Origin of the sequence: Ekhidna sp., from assembly GCF_964218185.1 — a bacterium.
Taxonomy (GTDB): domain Bacteria; phylum Bacteroidota; class Bacteroidia; order Cytophagales; family Cyclobacteriaceae; genus Ekhidna.
In genome coordinates this window covers 249,844-265,969 of the sequence record NZ_CAXPLV010000001.1, presented here as the reverse complement: position 1 = coordinate 265,969, position 16,126 = coordinate 249,844, and the positions used below count along the sequence as shown (strand labels likewise).

Here is a 16,126-nt window from a genome sequence, read left to right as displayed (position 1 = left end):
GCTTTGAAAGAGTGAATTATCCCTACAAAGTGAGTAGCTGATTCGGTATTTATATGAGTGGAGATTATTCTATTCTAGGTAAGATAGCTTTAGAAAACAGCTATTGGGTTTATTGGAGAGCTTGTTGTTCCTTCTATTCTCCATGGGTTGATGCTTACAAAAAACTCGTATCTCTGCTCTTGTTTGCATATTTCGCTTAGCCTCTCGAGATCAGCATTGTCAATAAGTGGTAGCCCAAGGTAAGGTATCCCAATTGTGTGGAAAGGTGATGACCACCTCTTGAATGGGATAGGATGGGCATCATTATCTCCATCGCTTCCCAGCAAAGACACTTCGTTTTCATACATCCAAACGACACAGCTCGGATGCAGGCCTGCTCGTTTATCACGGGTGTTTTTCATTCCTAAACCAGTTCTTACAAATAAGATATCACCGCTTTTGATTTTCACCTGTTGGCGATCCAGAATAAGATTCAGATCTTCGGGTGTAAGGGCCTGACCCAAAGTGACTCCACCATCGAGATACTCAGCTGCGTCAATGAGGATGCCACGCCCGATTATACCACTGGAAGCTAGTTTATCTATGCCAAGTTTTCGCGCACCCTCTTTTGTTATGTTGCTTACCGGATATCCGTTGTACATCCTGCTGGTATCAGCAAATACGTGGCTTAGACCGTCCAGATGAGTAACAGCAAATCCATGCCATACTGCCCCAACAAAATCACGACTCCCATAAGCCCCCTTTTGCATTTCGTACCTTCCCTCTCTTACACCATTCGTCAGGTTAATCGAGGTTTGGCGTGCCAAGGAAACGGTTATGCCCTTTTTGATGAGAAGCGATGCTTCAGTCACTTTTTCAGGAGTAATAAAGTTAAGCGTCCCGATTTCATCATCCGTCCCCCATCGATTCCAATTGGTGATCTCAGGAAGAATACTTTCAATTGCTTCATCACTGCTAATTGCAGCATAGTTAATACTTCCTGATTCTTTTGCCTCTTGCGAGCAGCCAAGTAGGAAGACGCATAGTAGGAGTGAAAGGTGTTTCAGCTTAGTCATTTGTTTTGCTTGTAAAAGGTCTTACTTATAATCTTCCACTCTCCATCAATTTTAAGTAGCTGCATGTAGTCATGGAAATAGAAGGTATCGTATTCAATTTCCAGTTTGGCTTGTGCCGCATGGCCAGTTGCATCGATAGACACAATACGTGTTTTGCGGTTCTGCGCTGGCCCGGGCTTCATTCCTTTCTTAAAGAATTCAAGTGCATTGACCTGCTGGTATCCATCCGCGTTAAGGTATGTCATGTTAGCCTCCGAATGAAATGCTTTTGATAAGGTCTCAAAGTCATTGTTGGTGCCACCAATTAGGTAGTAATTGACTGTCTCTGCTATTGCTTCATAATCTTCCTTTGCCGACTGAGCTATTGCAGTAAGAGTGAGTAGTATCATAATTCCTGTAAAGAGTTTTTTCATGATTTGTAGATGTTGGTTATGTGTTTAATAAATATGTTCATTTCTTCCTTTGTGCCAATGGTCACTCGGGCATAGTTGCGGTCATTAACTTTCTTCTGCCCAACAAGCATATTGTGTTTTTTAAGCAGAGACCCCAAATCTTTGTTTCCGGGGATCTTGAAGAAAATAAAGTTTGTATGGGATTTATAAGGATGAATGCCAAGATATCTCAAAGACTCGATGGTTGTAGCACGGATTGTTTGATTCTTATTAAGGGATTCTCTGACAAATACGTCATCTTCAAGTGACGCTTTCGCTGCAGCAATGCCGGCTATACTTAAGCTATCGTTGTTCCAGATGCGAAGGGGCTTCAGCTTGTTAATTGTATTTGCGTGAGCCATCAGATAGCCAATGCGCAACCCTGCCAATCCGTATATTTTGGAAAAAGTACGCACAATGATGATTTTCTCATTGTTATGAATCATGTCAACTAGAGACTCCTCCAATCCGATATATTCAATGTATGCTTCATCGACGATGATATACGAATGTTTAGATTCTTGCTTGCAGAAATTTTTAAGTTCCTGAGCTGAAGTCTTTATTCCTGTCGGGTTATTGGGGTTGACCAGGTAGATAATGCCTGGATTTCCCTTGGCTTTCTCACCGATCTGGTTCAGATCATATTGAAAGTCATCATTCATTTTGATTTCATTGACCTGGCCTCCGAGCTGCCTTACCTGGCTAGGTAAGATGTCAAACGTAGGGGAGGCGTAGGTAACAGGATATTTCATCAGTACAATCCAATGAGCCAAAAGCTGGAGGAGCTGTGAACTACCAGAACCAAGTAGTAATTGGTCTGAGCTTACACTCATTTGACTTGCAAGCTGATTGTGCAACAACTCCGCCTCACCAAAGGGATATCGGTTTCCCATGGTAGCCATTTCTCGAATGGCTACCAAAGCTTTGGGTGATGGTCCGTATGGATTTTCATTCCCACTCAGTTTGATCAAATCTGGCTTGACAGAAGATGTAGTGCTGTGAAGAAGATTAGACGCTATTGCGGGTGAAGCGATCAACAAGGTCATTTGACCCATCCATTTTCTTCTGGAAATTGTAGAATCCATGATGACTATTTTATCCCATAATCGAAGAAAAAAGAGGAGGAGTTAAGCTCTCCTTCTGAATGGTTCTATGAGTTTCTGAATTGTTATCTCATCTGCAGCAAGTCCTGCAATTCATGCCTGATCGACCTACTTATTGGGAGGGCATGTCCGTTGGTCAATTGCACCTCATAGGTGTTGTGTTTGACTTTCACAATGGATTCAATTCGCGCAACATCTACTGCATAGGATCGATGAACCCTTTTGTAATGTTCTGGTAGTATTTGCATGAGGCTGTTGAGAGGTTTGTCATACACGTATTTCGTCCCATTCATTAGTACCAACTCTGAATAGATGCTTGCTGCCTGCAAATAGCTCACTTCACTAAGCGGAATAAACTTCAACTCGTTCTTTATTCGTACGGCGAGGTGAGTGGTACTACCTGAGCCAGTAGTGCCATTGCTCGAGAATCTTGCTAATGCCTTGCGGATGCGCTCCTTCGTAAAGGGTTTGCAGATGTAATCCAATACGCCATATTCAAAAGCCTCGATTGCTTTATCAGTATATGCGGAGACAATGATGGTATGAAAGTTCTTATCAACGAAGCTTTTAAGCAAATTAAAGCCTTGCTTGCCATGAAGATTTAGGTCAAGAAACAATAAATCGACTGTATGATTGGAAAGGTAAGATTCGGCAGCATCCAAAGACTGGATATGATATATTTCCTTGGGATGATCATCTCCTTCGCGAATAAATCGGATCAATCGCTGAGCAACAAGCGCTTCATCTTCTACTACCAGTATCCTGATCATCTGTTTAGAATAATTTGAGATTTGAACCCCTGCTCCAATGGCTGAAACTGTAGCGAATAGTTGTCACCAAATGCTTCACTCAGCCTCGATCGGATGTACTGAATGCCTACCCCTTCTTCTATTGAGGATGGAGCATCCCCATCGTTTTCAATGGAAAATGTGATCGTGGAGTCTGTTGTACTTTTTGATATCTGAAACTGACCTGTATTAAGCCGACTGAAGCCATGAGTCACTCCATTTTCGATAAGTGTAAGCAAAACGCCAGGTGGTATTTCCTCACTACCATCGATCGTGTCCGCCATCAATTCAAATTTCTTATTCATTCGTACGGCCATGATATCCAGAAAAGAACCGGCCAGCTCAAGTTCATCGCTGATAGGTATTAGTTTTCGTTCGTTTACTTTGGAAAATACCGTGAAGACACGAGATAAATTTTGTACAAAATGAGAAGCTTTTTTGGGGTCTTGCTCAATCAGCTCTTGCAGCGAGGTGAGTGAATTGAGAATGAAATGTGGTTGGATGCTTTTCTTGAGTAACTGATTTTCGAGCTTCGCAGATTGAAGTTTGGCTCGGTTGAGCATGTTGGTTTGCTGAGATAATTGAATGCCAGAGGATATGGTCATGAGTATGATCATAACAATTACTCCAATGAAGTAACCAAATGGGACCGTTCCGGTTGTTCCCAGTATGGTGGATACAAACAGAAACAGCAGCCCCAGCAATATCATCCAATTGTATCGCTGTTTCTTTAATCCCAAAATGCTCTGAATGATGGCTATCGATACATAAAGGAAAATGAAGACATCCTCCGGAATGATGAAAGGTGCAATGAGAGAAAACACGCTCAGGGCAGTTATAAGGAGTTTTTTCCTGCTCAGGTCAAAATGATGGAGGAGAAAGATGTTGAGTGACAGGAGACCCAAACTAACGGAGAAGTAAATGAGGTCTATGGCTTGCAGCCCGAGTGAAGGAATCAATAACTGATCCTGAGGGAAAGTTTTGAGCCAGACTTTAAAAATGTGGAAAGCACAAAAGAATGAAAAGAATAGGTAGTCCTGCTTTTTATGGTAGCCAAAATACAATGCAAGATTGAATACAGCTGCAGAGAAAAACAGGGTGCTTAAGACTAGCGATAACTCATGTATTTCAAAAGCCATGGTGTTTGATTCAAACCAATGAAGATAGATAGAAATCTGATGAATGTGTTTCTTACGATTCGGCTTATCATTTGTTCAAAATGATCTCTTCCGGAGTTTTAACTGTGATTGCGTAAAAGCTCATTCCACTATTTACTAGGAAGTTCCATCGAACTTTTGATTCCAACCTGATCCAGAAAGGTTTGGTCGTGGGATATCACCAGCACTGTACCTTGGTATTCATTGATCGCATTGGTCAGGATGGATACGTTTTCAATGTCAAGGTTATTGGTGGGTTCATCCAGAGCGATGATGTCCGGAGTTTTGCTGGATAGCGATAGACACGCTAGTGAAAGCCTCATTCGCTCACCTCCGCTAAGACTTCCACCCATTTTTTTCCAGTCATCTGATTTGAATAAGAAGCGATTCAAGATGGTTTTTACTTCATGCTCAGGGAGCGAGTTGTTATTGTATGATTCTGCCTGGTCATAAATGGATACCCCATTTTGGATTAGCGAATAATCCTGATCCAGGTACATCGCAGTAAAATTTGCTCGGCGCACTTCACCACGATCTGGTTTTAGATATCCTAAAATCAGTTTGATCAACGTAGACTTTCCGGAACCATTGTCACCCAGGATAGCCAGTCTGTCTCCATTTCTGATTTCAAAACTCAGAGGATTCTTCCATATGGGAGTGGAATTATAGCTATAGTTGATTTCCTGGACGCTGACCAGTTGCTTTCCTTCATGCAAAGCAGATCGGCTAAATCCAACTTTTATTTTGGATGGGTCAGGGCGCTTTAGCCGCAGCTCGCTCAGCTCGCTACGGACGCTTCCCGTTTTCAGTACGTGTGTTGCTTTTAACCGTGATGATGTGTTTTCGGAATCATTCTTCATCTTATTTCTCATCACTTTCGGCACACCGGCTTTTACCTGCTGTTTCTTTCCTCTGGACTCTTGCCTTTGCTGTCGTTCCATGGTTTGCCTTTGTTTGACAATAACATTTCGAAGCTCCTTTTCTTTGGCGTGAATATCATGAGATAGTGCTTCCTGCTCCAGCTCTTTTTGCTTGAGATAATGCTGATAATTACCCCCATACATCACCAGAGCATGTTTGTGCAATTCACATATGGTACTCATGCGGTTGAGTAGCGAACGATCGTGACTCACCACAAGCAGGGTACGTGATGTTTGATCAATCCAGGTATGGAGTTGTCTTTTCCCGGTCAGATCCAGATGATTACCCGGCTCATCCATTATGACCAGTTGAGGTTGGTGTATGGAGATGCCTGAGAGGAAAACCCGTGTTTTTTGACCGCCACTAAGTCCTTCGAGTTTTTGTGTGAGCTTCAGGTTTTTAAGCCCCCATTTATGCAAAGCATCCATGCAGCGCTCCTCCACCGACCAGTCGTCATCCAGCGTCATCATATCATCTGTGGTTCCACTTCCGGCAAGTATTCGATGCAAAGCAGCGATTTTTTCCGAGACGTTTAGAGATTGTGCAACTGTGAGATGGTCGTACTGACCAACCAACTGCGGGATGTAATAGGGCGTGCTGCTAATCTCTATTGAACCTGAGATAGGTTGAAGTTCTTTTGTTATGAGCTTCAAAAATGTGGATTTGCCTACACCATTTCGGCCAATCAAACCAACCTTATCACCCTTGTTAATATTCAGACTTATGCAGTCGAACAGAGGGTCTTTGTTTGGATGAGAATACGATATGTTTTGCAGGTGTATCAAATCGGGATAAAGTTAAAAACAAAGAGCCCGACCATTACAGCCGGACTCCACGCGAACCATGATTAATTCATCATTTCATGCAGTGAGTTCCATCTGTGCTCTGGGATGTACTCATTGCCGATTGTATCAAATTTTTGAACGACCTCCGGTGTAGCGTTTAGCCTGACCTGACGATACAGGGGCACGAGCTCGCTAAGATCCATGGCAGGAAGCATCCACTGTAGCCACTCGGTATATCTTTCAGGGTCCGTGTCCAGTTGCACTCTCAGACGTACATTTAGTAGTTCCTCTGCTGAAAGGTGCTGAATGGATGCCTGAAGTAGTGTTTCTTCCTCGTGATTCATGTGTAGCAGGTAGTAAGCGATGAAATTCGCAAATTTGAATCGCAGGTTTGCCACTGTTCCTACAGGAATTTCATCCTTTCGAATGGCAATCTTCAGGCCAGCCAGCAAACTTCGTAGTTGCTCCACCTTTTTTGCATAGGTTTCATGCTCTTCAGTCGATTCTTCGGTGATCCCGGGAAGCGCCTTTTCAATAGCCGGGAAGATGATTTCGTCTTCATGGCGAGCATGCTCTTCCAGCAGCTCCAGGCTGTGCTCCAGCTTATCTACCATGAGCCTGCATTCCTCCTTGTTGGTCATGTTCGCACACTGCAGCTCACTGCCCAGCTGATAAAGCATCGCCCGGATGGCCTTATGAATGGGCGTAAATAAATCCACTTGTTGTTTCATATGTTTTAAAGTATTAAAGTGTTTCTGATTAGCTACTCAACTGGCATGTACCAGTCTGTCAGTAGGTTATCCGGATGGTCCGGATCAGGCAGGGTATGGAATGCCAGGTAAGAAATCCCCTGACCATGGACGATCCCCTGACTTTCCATATGTTTTCCAATGACCAGCGACAGTCTCTGAAAGTCTTCAGCGCTTGCACAAAAGCGATACTTGATGAATTTGCCACCAGGCACCTGTGTTTGAAAGAAGCGATTGGCTTCCAGCTTTGTCCCGGGTTTGGGGACGATCACCGCATCATACCTGCCTGGCAGGTCAGGCGTAATGTTTTGGCAGGAGTGGAGGATGGCGAGGTAGTCAAATTGATCCTCCCGCAGATCGTTCACATCCAGGTATTGTTTCACATCTCCCCACACCTGATAGATTTTCCGATGGAAGTAGTTTCCCACGCTCGGGAATACGATGGCATTACGTGATGGAAGCTGGATCAGTTCATAATTAAGTGACAGGTATTCACTTTTTGGTACATGATGTACCGCCTCCAGATAATTGTTGCTGGTGCGGAAGGCTTTAGGTGAGACACCCATCACTTTTTTGAATGCCTTGTTGAATGAGCTGGCAGTTTCATATCCAACCAAATGCTTGATCTGGCTGATGGGAACTGTGGTGAGGGTAAGCAGGTAAGCGGCAGTTTCGATTCGCTGATGGATGATGAAGTCGCGTAATGAGTGACCAATCTCACTTTTAAACTTTCGGTGAAGGTAAAAAGGTGAGTAGCCGGAGAGCTTTGAAAGTCGCTCCAGCGAAATGTCACCATCCAGGTGATGGTTGATGTACGATAGCAATTCCTTTACCAACGCTTCAATTGATATTTCGGCCAAAACTAGTATACGTAAATGGCTGAAAGTTGTCCGATCTTGCTATTGGTTACGAGTCATGAACCAAAGCGTATAGTCTGTGGACGGTTTCCAGGTGTGATAAACGTGAAAGCCGAAACGCTCATATACCCGCATGTTTCGCTCCACGGACGTTTCCAAGAGGATGGGCAGGTTCTTTTCCTCAGACAGTCTGAATATGCCTTGCTTGAGGTCATGAACTCCGCCTGACCCTTTCCTGTCGGGATCTACTCCCAGAAACCAAAAGTTGAGGTAGGGAGGAGCAGGGCGATGTTTCTTCAGGTAGGCTTCCCGCTTCAGTACTTGGGGGACACGTGCAAAACCGATGGCCTTCCTTATAAGCTGAAGCTGATTCCAGTAGGAGGATAGTGAGGTTCTTGCAGGCTCCTGAAAGCAAATGGCAGCAGCACTTTCATCATCCGAGAGGAACACTCCATCGTTTTCCAATCCTGTTTTTACTGCGTACTCAATGAGCGCTCTTAGCCGGTCCTGCACCTTATTGTCCTGCCTGATCACCCACAAGGCACTGGGGTTGGTCCGGAAGGATTGCGTAAGGATGTGGATGACTTTGGGTGCCTGAGAGGAGGTGATTCTTTGCAAGGGGGGTGAAGGTTATGGATGAGGTGCGAAGTTAGAGGATGATTGCAAAATGGATCTTGTTCCCCCTTGCGAGGATAAGGGAGTGAGCCATTGCTTTGATGCAAACACTCATTGTTTTATTGTGAGTGGTTCTTGCGATGCTGCATGGGCTTATTGTTCTCATGTAAGAGTCTTTTGCTTTGATGTAAGTGGTCTTTGCTTCAACGTAAGTGCCTCTTGCGATAATGTAAATGCGCTTTGCGATGGTGTAAGCACTTATTGCTGTGATGTAAGTGTTTATTGCTGTGATGTAAGCACTTCTTGCTATGATGTGAGAGGTTGTTGTTTAGTCATCCTCGTTGCAAACGAGGACGAGGGGAGGGGTGAGGTTAACGCTCAACTAAAATGAGTATGCGACCCAGTTGCTAGAAGCGCCACAGTCTCCGGTTAGCATTGTCATGTCAGAGAGCTCAGTTCGCATATTCATTTTAGTGTTTGTTGGCGATTGCTTTTTTTAGTAGGTAGGAATTCGCTGATTTTTCAACTATCCATCCCTCATTTAGTTCAAGTGTCCACCCTTCACCTTCGACCCTTTGTGTTTCAAAATTGGTAGGTTCACTGACCGTTACTCCGCTCCAAGTTGGACTCAGTAAAGCGCCCTTCTGTACAGATAGAATCCCCCAATCATCCGTTACTCGCATGATTAAATAAACCGTTCCGTAATCTTCAAGTGGAGTGATGTCCCTTGGGTCGAAGGAGATATTCATGTTCCTGAATTGGAGCGATAGCGTGGGATTTTCAATGAATGTTTTTCTATAAGCTGATAGTTGCGCTAGCCTCTGCTTTTCTCTTTCTTTCTCTTCCTCTAATATTCTTGAATAACTATAATCATTGGCAGTCGCAATCGCAACGTAATCTTTTATCTCCTGAGATTGAATGGACAGGCCATCCGAAATGTATCTTGTGAGAATGGTTTTTTTATCAATCTCTTTTTGCCAATTTGGCTTAACTTGAGATAACATAAATCCATATATTGGAATTGTTTCATAGGCAAAGGAGCGAACAAATGTTTTGTTCTCGTAAAAGAGGTTTATACTTTCCTTGAAATGCGCTTTCATCTCCACTTCACTTCTTCCGCTTAACATTACTCCAGTATATTCAGCCAAACCTTCATTAATTTCTAAACTGTTTTCTGCGATTTGTAAATCACTTTCAGATTGCCTTGCACGACGAAAGGCAAGGGCGTTTTCTATATGAATATTGGATGAATTGGAATTCTCTTCGTCGAGCGCATTTTTCAAAGCTTCTAACTCCAATTTTAACAGTATACGTCCTGTATAAGTATCCAAGTGGTTATTGTTTTTTTCAAAAAGGCTATCAAATCCAATGGAAGATTGAATTCTGTGAAACAATTCATGAATAATTAGATTATTTCGAATATTGACATCTTCTGGTAGTGGAGTCATAACCATTGTCCATCTTTCTCCTTCCCAATTCGTTGCAGTGTTTGCAATATTTACTTCGCTCGGTAATGTACCCTTAAAAACATTTCCAATCTTCGTAAAGCTTCCAGTCGAATTATTTTGATTGGCAATTACTTCTCTTGTATCAGGATTAACAAAGAGTATTGGTCCGTATAGTTCATGACCCCAAAATTGAGAATTATCAAGTTTGAGTAAGCTGTCTATTTGATTAAACACCTGCTCGTAGTAAGCGTATCTGGAAATCGTTTTTTGAGATTCACTGGTACCCTTCGAGTTTTTGTTCTCACAAGCAAAGATTAGTACTGTTAAAACGAGGGGAAATATTTTTTTCATGTTCCTTTAGTTATCGCCAACATTAATGTAACACGCACTCCAAATATACAAAAAACGGTTTTGCATACCTCTCTGATTTATTCCTGAAATAGGCATGACCTGATCGACTTGAAAACCCAACCGTATGGTTCACACAAATTGACTTGACACTTTGCTTAAAGTAACAGGTCGCTTTGCCTAAAGTAACAGGTCACTTTGACTAAAGTAAGCGGTTACTTCTAGTCAAGAGTTTAAAACCCTTATTCAAGCATATGTGAGGGGTTTTCTTCCTTGTTTCAGAAACCACGTGTGGTTGCGGCAAAAACTACGTGTCCTTTTGGTCAAAACCACGTGTGGTTTCGGGAGCAAAGACGTGTGGTTCTGAAAGGCAGAAACTTTGCCTTGCTTGCCTTTTCACTTTACTCAAGTCAATTCGGTTTCTTTAGATTTGACTTTTATTAAGAAGAAGCCAAAATCAGTATGAAACGATTTGTATCGTATACCTCAGTTGCTATATTTTCCATTTTCATAGGGAGTCAGATCACTGAAGGAGTTCTTCTTGTTCCGTATTGGAAATCTTTACCTGCAAGTGATTTTTATTCGTACTACAAACATTTTGGCCCTTCTATTGGTCGATTTTATACAATACTGACCATAATTGCTGCTCTAATTCCTATTTCAATTTCGATTTATTGTAAGCAGGTAGACTCGAATGCGCTGAAACTTGCTCTAAGTTCTTCCTTTTTTGCAATTCTATTTATTGCTTGTTTTTATATCTATTTCAAGGATGCAAATGAATTGTTCTATCAGGCTTCTCTCTCTGAAATAGCGTTAAAAAAGGAATTGGTCACCTGGAGTTACTGGCACTGGGGAAGAATTTTACTCGAATGTGCTTCTCTCATCTTTTTAATCCTCTCCCTGATTAAAATTCAAGCTAAGAATATCAACCAAGAATAAACTTTTGTCGTCAGGCTTCAAGGGTCGGGTATCATTTTGACCAATTGTGAGCTTATCTTCGCAGCATGCAACCGATCCTATTTATTGACCGTGACGGCACCATCATCCAGGAGACGGATGATGAGAAGATTGAGACCATCGAGAAGCTGGACTTCCTGCCGGAGGCCCTGTACTACCTGAAGAAGATCAAAAAAGAAACGAACTACAAATTTGTGATGGTCACCAACCAGGACGGGCTGGGTACGGAGGCCTTTCCTGATCATGAGTTTTGGCCAGTACATAATTTCATTATGCGCTTGCTGGAAACAGAAGGCATCCACTTTGATGCCGTACACATCGATGAGCACTACGAAAAAGACAATCACCCCAATCGGAAGCCGGGTACAGGTATGCTAACTGAGTACATGAAAGGAAATTACGATCTGGAAAACTCCTACGTAATTGGTGATCGCGCCACGGATGTGCAGTTGGCGCGTAATCTGGGCTGCAAGGCGATTTATTTGACTTCAGCTTATTCAGACAATGAAACAGAGGCAGAGCTGAAACCGAAAGGGTGGGAGGAGATTTATGAGTTTTTGGTTGGATAGCATTGTCAGTCTGAGTTTATCGAAGACGACATTACCTAATTTTTTTTAATTGCCTACGCACATTCCACACACTTCGACAAGCTCAGGGTGACACGCTCAATTCAGTTAGAATCTCTTTGTCAGTCTGAGTTTATCGAAGACGACATTGTAGTATTAGAATTGTCTACACATACCCACATCCTTCGACAAGCTCAGGATGACACGCTTATTTAAATAAATTTCTTTACTGTCAGTCTGAGTTTATCGAAGACGACATTACCTAATTTTTTTTAATTGCCTACGCAAAGTCCACACCCTTCGACACAGGCTCAGGGTGACACGCTTATTTAAATAAATTTCTTTACTGTCAGTCTGAGGCTCTCGAAGACGACATTGTAGAAATAGAATTGCCTAGGCACACCCTACACCCTTCGACAGGCTCAGGATGACACGCACAGTGCAGTAGTTTTTTTCCATGTCAGTCTGAGTTTATCGAAGACGACATTGTTCTATTCAAGTCTTACTCCGCCCTTTACCCACATCCTTCGACAGGCTCAGGGTGACACGCTCAATTGAGTGCTAAACTTGCAACTACTCCTAAACTCTATTCCACGGAATACCCAATACCATCAGCACAAGTGAGATGGTGAAGAAGATAGCCTGAAAGCGGAACTTCACCTGTGCATCCTGAGTTTTCTTGCTGATGGAGCGCCCCACCTGAGCAGCCGCCACGGCAAACACCATCAAAGCGATATGTTCTACCGACCAGAAGCGTGAGACCGCATCACCCATGTTGTACGTGATGTATGGGCTGTAGATAAAATAGAGAATAAGCCCCGTGAGCAGCTGAAGGTGCATCATACCTACGAATGCCACCGCCACGATCTTGTCAAACTTTTTGTACTCACCCCCGCCGAAGAGTCCGATGAGGGATTTAAGAATTGCAATTACCACGGCAACAAGGATGAGCCACCGAAGGCCGGAGTGTAGGTGAAGTAGGAATGTGTACATTGGGTTGAATTTTTTTCAAATATAAATGGTGTCGGTCAGTCTGAGCCTGTCAGTTGGATCTTAATTGTCAGTCTGAGTTTATCGAAGACGCACAGTTTTTCAGTTCTTTCCATGTCAGTCTGAGTTTATCGAAGACGACATTACCTAATTTTTTTTTAATTCCCTTCGCACACCCCACACCCTTCGACAGGCTCAGGATGACACGCTCAATTCAGTTAGAATCTCTATTGTCAGTCTGAGTTTATCGAAGACGACATTGCAGCATTTAATTGCCTACGCACATTCCACACCCTTCGACAGGCTCAGGATGACACGCGCTAGTCATAGTAGTACTTTCCATTGTCAGTCTGAGTTTATCGAAGACGACATTGCATGATTATAGTTGCCAACGCACACCCCACACCCTTCGACGGGCTCAGGATGACATGCTCAATTCAGTTAGAATCTCTATTGTCAGTCTGAGTTTATCGAAGACGACATTGTAGTATTAGAATTGTCTACGCACACCCACATCCTTCGACGGGCTCAGGGTGACACGCGCTAGTCATAGTAGTACTTTCCTCTGTCAGTCTGAGTTTATCGAAGACGACATTGCATGATTAGAATTGTCTCCGCACATCCCACACCCTTCGACGGGCTCAGGATGACACGCGCTAGTCATAGTAGTACCTTCCACTGTCAGTCTGAGTTTATCGAATACGACAATCACTTTTCCATCGTCATCAGTGCTCCCATGAGCTTGATGCCATACCAAAGGTTTCCAATGCGCATGTTTTCATCTTCTGCATGCTGATTGTTGTCATGGTTGGCAATCGGAACAATGATGGCAGGCTTTTGCAGCTCATCAGTAAACAGGTAGAGCGGGAGTGAGCCACCCAGTGTGGGTAGTAAAATCAAATCTTCTCCGGCAACCACTTTTGTGCTGGCTATCACCTCCTGAATGATCGGCAAATCCATGGAAGTCCTGGCTGCAGGATACCCGTCCGAACGGGTCACCTTGGCGATCTTCGGATACTTCATGCGCGTTTCCTGATCAGGGTCTTCACGAACGATATGAAAGCCTTGCTTGCGGATATGAGCTTCCACCAAATCTTTTTGCTTTTCCGGATCGCATCCTTTCACCAGACGCATGCCAATAGCTGCGGTGGCAGTGGCAGGAACTACGTTTCTTGCCAGCTTTCCGGTATTCCCACTACTCAGCCCTTTGATTGTTAAAGATGGAAGTAACAGTCGCTCATTGTATGATTCGGTTCCCTCTGGATCATTGATGCCTAACTCCGCTTTCAGGCTTTCATCAATCAATGGGATGTTGGCCAGAGCTTGTTGTTCCAGATCACTCAGGGGCTCTACATCATCATAAAATCCATCTATGATCACATTCCCGTCCTCATCTTTCATGCTCGCAATGAGGTTTGAAAGTAGCTGTCCGGGTACAGGCGCCCAGTTTCCGTAATGCCCACTGTGTAGAGGTCGATTCGGGCCGTATGTAGTTATTTCCATGCCCGTCACTCCTCGTACTCCAAACACTAACTGTGGACGCCTGGACTGATGAATCGGGCCATCACAGAATAGCCATAAATCTATTTCGTCTACCAATTCACGATTATCATTCAGGTATTGCTGGAGTTGTCGGGATCCGGCTTCTTCTTGTCCTTCGAAAAAGAAAACAAGGTTGGATGTCACCTTAAGTTTGTTTGCCTGGATCATATCCAGAGCAGATAGAATTGTAACGATAGGGGCCTTGTCATCTCCGGCCGAGCGTGCATAGATCCGATGGTCTTCACTGATTTGATCAAAAGAAGTAGGAAAATCCATCGGTTCACCGCCTTCAAAAATGGCCTTATTGTAGTAGGTTGGCTCCCAAGGGTCATTGGTCCAGTTGGTTTTATCCACCGGCTGCCCATCATAGTGTACATAAAAAGCGATGGTACGCTTAGCTCCCTTTACCGGATAGTATCCATATACGATGGGAGGGGTGCCAACCATTCTCAGGAGTTTGGATTGCACGCCGCGCTTCTCCAGTTCGGCTACCATGTACTCAGCATTTTTGTTGATGTTAGGTAGGTCGAACGCCACATTGGGAATGGAGAGCAGTGCCTTGAAATCCTGAATAATCTGTACACCATTCTCTTCGATGTGCTGGTCTGTAAGTCGGTTGATATCCTGCGCTTGTAATGAGAAAGTAAGCAGGAGAGCAAGCATAGAAATAATGCGCATATCAGTAAATTTGTTATGTGGCTAAAATCATTAAAATTCCTTCGGTCTTTGTTTACGAAACCAAAGTGGTTGGTGTGTCTAAAGATAATGCAGATGGAATTTCTCGTCAGGAAATCATTAGACAGGAGGTAGCAGAAGATGATAAGTTGACGCTGGCTACCGAGCCGGACAATCCCTACGATCCCAATGCCATCAAAGTGCTGTCCAAGCACGGAAATCAAATAGGTTATCTCAACAAAGAAATGGCAGAAACCATCAAGCCAGCCCTTGACCATGAAACAGAAATCCATGTCACAGCCAAGTGGGTAAATGGAGAAAAAATGCTGGGTGTTGGGTTGCGGATCGAGCTGGTGAGCTGATCAGTCCTCAATGTAAAATTCAAGCGTTGAAACGATCCTTACTTTCTTCATCACACCTGAGTTTGGATCCAAATCCATGATTGAGAATAGCCCCTGATTTGCTGACTTTAACTTACCCACTTTGGAGCCTGAATCACGAGCAAATTTCTCTGCTGCCTCACGTGCATTTTTGGTTGCTTCTTCGATCATTTCAGGTTTGATATCATTGAGTTTTGTGTAGAGGTATTGCACCGGCTGCCACGTGTTTTTCGATCCGATCACCAGCCCTTGTCCAATGATGCTTGGTACCTTATACATGGCATCACTCATTTTATCCAATTTCGTTGTTCGTAAGTTAAAGTCTACCTTGGCAATATAACGATCCTGGTTGTAAGCATTTTGTCCTCCGTATAGCAACGCCCTGTTGTCCTGAATTGTTGGAGCACCCACCGTCAATTCGTCCTGAGTAAAGCCAAGATTTATGAAGAAGTCCTGAAGGATTTTTGTCTGCTGTTCCAATGTTTTTTGAAGCTGTCCCAGTTCGTTACCAGAGACGGTAAGCTCCATTGGCCATGTTGCAATGTCAGCCTGAACCTCGCGCTCGGCGAGTCCTTTTACGACAACTGTCCGATCCAGTTTTTTGCCAGCGACATACGTCTGACCAATAAAGAATCCGGCTGCAATAATAGAAAGTGAGAGTAGGATAGTAGGGAGTAAGTTCTGCTTTGTCATGTGAGTAAATTTCAAATGTAAGCTACAAAATTTGTGCTAGAAACCTGTCATGAGACTCTATCCATA

The 16,126-nt window shown here is 43.5% G+C and carries 16 protein-coding genes; 3 read left to right on the top strand and 13 right to left on the bottom strand.

What is annotated here, in order from left to right:
• Positions 1-89: 89 nt before the first annotated feature.
• From ACEQZT_RS01270 to ACEQZT_RS01225, 10 genes are all read right to left on the bottom strand, one after another.
• Positions 90-1,055: a cyclase family protein gene (locus ACEQZT_RS01270; protein WP_370086444.1), complete on the bottom strand. Its 966-nt coding sequence runs from the start codon at positions 1,053-1,055 to the stop codon at positions 90-92.
• Positions 1,052-1,468, bottom strand: coding sequence for a nuclear transport factor 2 family protein (locus ACEQZT_RS01265; protein ID WP_370086442.1), 417 nt, complete (start codon positions 1,466-1,468; stop codon positions 1,052-1,054). The genes ACEQZT_RS01270 and ACEQZT_RS01265 overlap by 4 nt, the downstream gene beginning before the upstream one ends.
• Positions 1,465-2,571, bottom strand: coding sequence for a histidinol-phosphate transaminase (locus tag ACEQZT_RS01260; protein WP_370086440.1), 1,107 nt, complete (start codon positions 2,569-2,571; stop codon positions 1,465-1,467). The genes ACEQZT_RS01265 and ACEQZT_RS01260 overlap by 4 nt, the downstream gene beginning before the upstream one ends.
• A gap of 83 nt (positions 2,572-2,654) precedes the next feature.
• Entirely contained in the window at positions 2,655-3,359 is a 705-nt protein-coding gene (locus tag ACEQZT_RS01255; RefSeq protein ID WP_370086438.1) for a LytR/AlgR family response regulator transcription factor, read from the bottom strand.
• Positions 3,356-4,516: a sensor histidine kinase gene (locus ACEQZT_RS01250; RefSeq protein WP_370086437.1), complete on the bottom strand. Its 1,161-nt coding sequence runs from the start codon at positions 4,514-4,516 to the stop codon at positions 3,356-3,358. The genes ACEQZT_RS01255 and ACEQZT_RS01250 overlap by 4 nt, the downstream gene beginning before the upstream one ends.
• 128 nt (positions 4,517-4,644) lie before the next feature.
• Complete coding sequence (gene abc-f / locus ACEQZT_RS01245; RefSeq protein WP_370086435.1) at positions 4,645-6,240, bottom strand: ribosomal protection-like ABC-F family protein; 1,596 nt, start codon at positions 6,238-6,240, stop codon at positions 4,645-4,647.
• Positions 6,241-6,302: 62 nt separating this feature from the next.
• Positions 6,303-6,971, bottom strand: a complete 669-nt coding sequence (locus ACEQZT_RS01240; RefSeq protein ID WP_370086434.1) for a hemerythrin domain-containing protein — start codon at positions 6,969-6,971, stop codon at positions 6,303-6,305.
• Positions 6,972-7,003: 32 nt separating this feature from the next.
• Positions 7,004-7,849 carry a helix-turn-helix domain-containing protein gene (locus tag ACEQZT_RS01235; protein WP_370086432.1) on the bottom strand — a complete coding sequence of 282 codons (846 nt, stop codon included), beginning with the start codon at positions 7,847-7,849 and terminating at the stop codon, positions 7,004-7,006.
• A 39-nt stretch (positions 7,850-7,888) separates the two neighbouring features.
• Positions 7,889-8,464, bottom strand: coding sequence for a hypothetical protein (locus ACEQZT_RS01230; protein WP_370086430.1), 576 nt, complete (start codon positions 8,462-8,464; stop codon positions 7,889-7,891).
• 467 nt (positions 8,465-8,931) lie between these two features.
• Entirely contained in the window at positions 8,932-10,260 is a 1,329-nt protein-coding gene (locus ACEQZT_RS01225) for a hypothetical protein (protein WP_370086429.1), read from the bottom strand.
• Between the two features lie 459 nt (positions 10,261-10,719).
• Here ACEQZT_RS01225 and ACEQZT_RS01220 point away from each other — a divergent pair, with 459 nt between their 5' ends.
• On the top strand, positions 10,720-11,196 hold the full coding sequence (locus ACEQZT_RS01220; RefSeq protein ID WP_370086427.1) for a hypothetical protein: 477 nt from the start codon (positions 10,720-10,722) through the stop codon (positions 11,194-11,196).
• Between the two features lie 65 nt (positions 11,197-11,261).
• The gene (hisB, locus tag ACEQZT_RS01215; protein WP_370086425.1) at positions 11,262-11,783 is read left to right on the top strand and encodes a histidinol-phosphatase; all 522 of its coding nucleotides are present in this window, start codon (positions 11,262-11,264) and stop codon (positions 11,781-11,783) included.
• Positions 11,784-12,359: 576 nt separating this feature from the next.
• Here the strand turns inward: hisB and ACEQZT_RS01210 are convergent.
• Together ACEQZT_RS01210 and ACEQZT_RS01205 are read right to left on the bottom strand one after the other, a co-directional pair.
• Positions 12,360-12,773 (bottom strand): hypothetical protein, encoded by a 414-nt coding sequence (locus tag ACEQZT_RS01210; protein ID WP_370086423.1) that lies wholly within the window; start codon positions 12,771-12,773, stop codon positions 12,360-12,362.
• Positions 12,774-13,478: 705 nt separating this feature from the next.
• Complete coding sequence (locus ACEQZT_RS01205; protein ID WP_370086421.1) at positions 13,479-14,990, bottom strand: M20/M25/M40 family metallo-hydrolase; 1,512 nt, start codon at positions 14,988-14,990, stop codon at positions 13,479-13,481.
• 17 nt (positions 14,991-15,007) lie between these two features.
• Here ACEQZT_RS01205 and ACEQZT_RS01200 point away from each other — a divergent pair, with 17 nt between their 5' ends.
• Complete coding sequence (locus tag ACEQZT_RS01200) at positions 15,008-15,349, top strand: HIRAN domain-containing protein (protein ID WP_370086419.1); 342 nt, start codon at positions 15,008-15,010, stop codon at positions 15,347-15,349.
• Here the strand turns inward: ACEQZT_RS01200 and ACEQZT_RS01195 are convergent, their stop codons facing one another.
• A complete protein-coding gene (locus tag ACEQZT_RS01195) occupies positions 15,350-16,060 on the bottom strand; it encodes an SIMPL domain-containing protein (protein WP_370086417.1) in 711 nt (236 codons plus the stop codon).
• Positions 16,061-16,126 lie beyond the last annotated feature (66 nt).

Excerpts from the sequence above, each read along its gene's own strand:
- ACEQZT_RS01270 (WP_370086444.1), bottom strand. The coding sequence starts at position 1,055 with ATGACTAAGCTGAAACACCTTTCACTCCTACTATGCGTCTTCCTACTT.
- ACEQZT_RS01265 (WP_370086442.1), bottom strand. The coding sequence starts at position 1,468 with ATGAAAAAACTCTTTACAGGAATTATGATACTACTCACTCTTACTGCA.
- ACEQZT_RS01260 (WP_370086440.1), bottom strand. The coding sequence starts at position 2,571 with ATGGATTCTACAATTTCCAGAAGAAAATGGATGGGTCAAATGACCTTG.
- ACEQZT_RS01255 (WP_370086438.1), bottom strand. The coding sequence starts at position 3,359 with ATGATCAGGATACTGGTAGTAGAAGATGAAGCGCTTGTTGCTCAGCGA.
- ACEQZT_RS01250 (WP_370086437.1), bottom strand. The coding sequence starts at position 4,516 with ATGGCTTTTGAAATACATGAGTTATCGCTAGTCTTAAGCACCCTGTTT.
- ACEQZT_RS01240 (WP_370086434.1), bottom strand. The coding sequence starts at position 6,971 with ATGAAACAACAAGTGGATTTATTTACGCCCATTCATAAGGCCATCCGG.
- ACEQZT_RS01225 (WP_370086429.1), bottom strand. The coding sequence starts at position 10,260 with ATGAAAAAAATATTTCCCCTCGTTTTAACAGTACTAATCTTTGCTTGT.
- ACEQZT_RS01220 (WP_370086427.1), top strand. The coding sequence starts at position 10,720 with ATGAAACGATTTGTATCGTATACCTCAGTTGCTATATTTTCCATTTTC.
- hisB (WP_370086425.1), top strand. The coding sequence starts at position 11,262 with ATGCAACCGATCCTATTTATTGACCGTGACGGCACCATCATCCAGGAG.
- ACEQZT_RS01210 (WP_370086423.1), bottom strand. The coding sequence starts at position 12,773 with ATGTACACATTCCTACTTCACCTACACTCCGGCCTTCGGTGGCTCATC.
- ACEQZT_RS01205 (WP_370086421.1), bottom strand. The coding sequence starts at position 14,990 with ATGCGCATTATTTCTATGCTTGCTCTCCTGCTTACTTTCTCATTACAA.
- ACEQZT_RS01195 (WP_370086417.1), bottom strand. The coding sequence starts at position 16,060 with ATGACAAAGCAGAACTTACTCCCTACTATCCTACTCTCACTTTCTATT.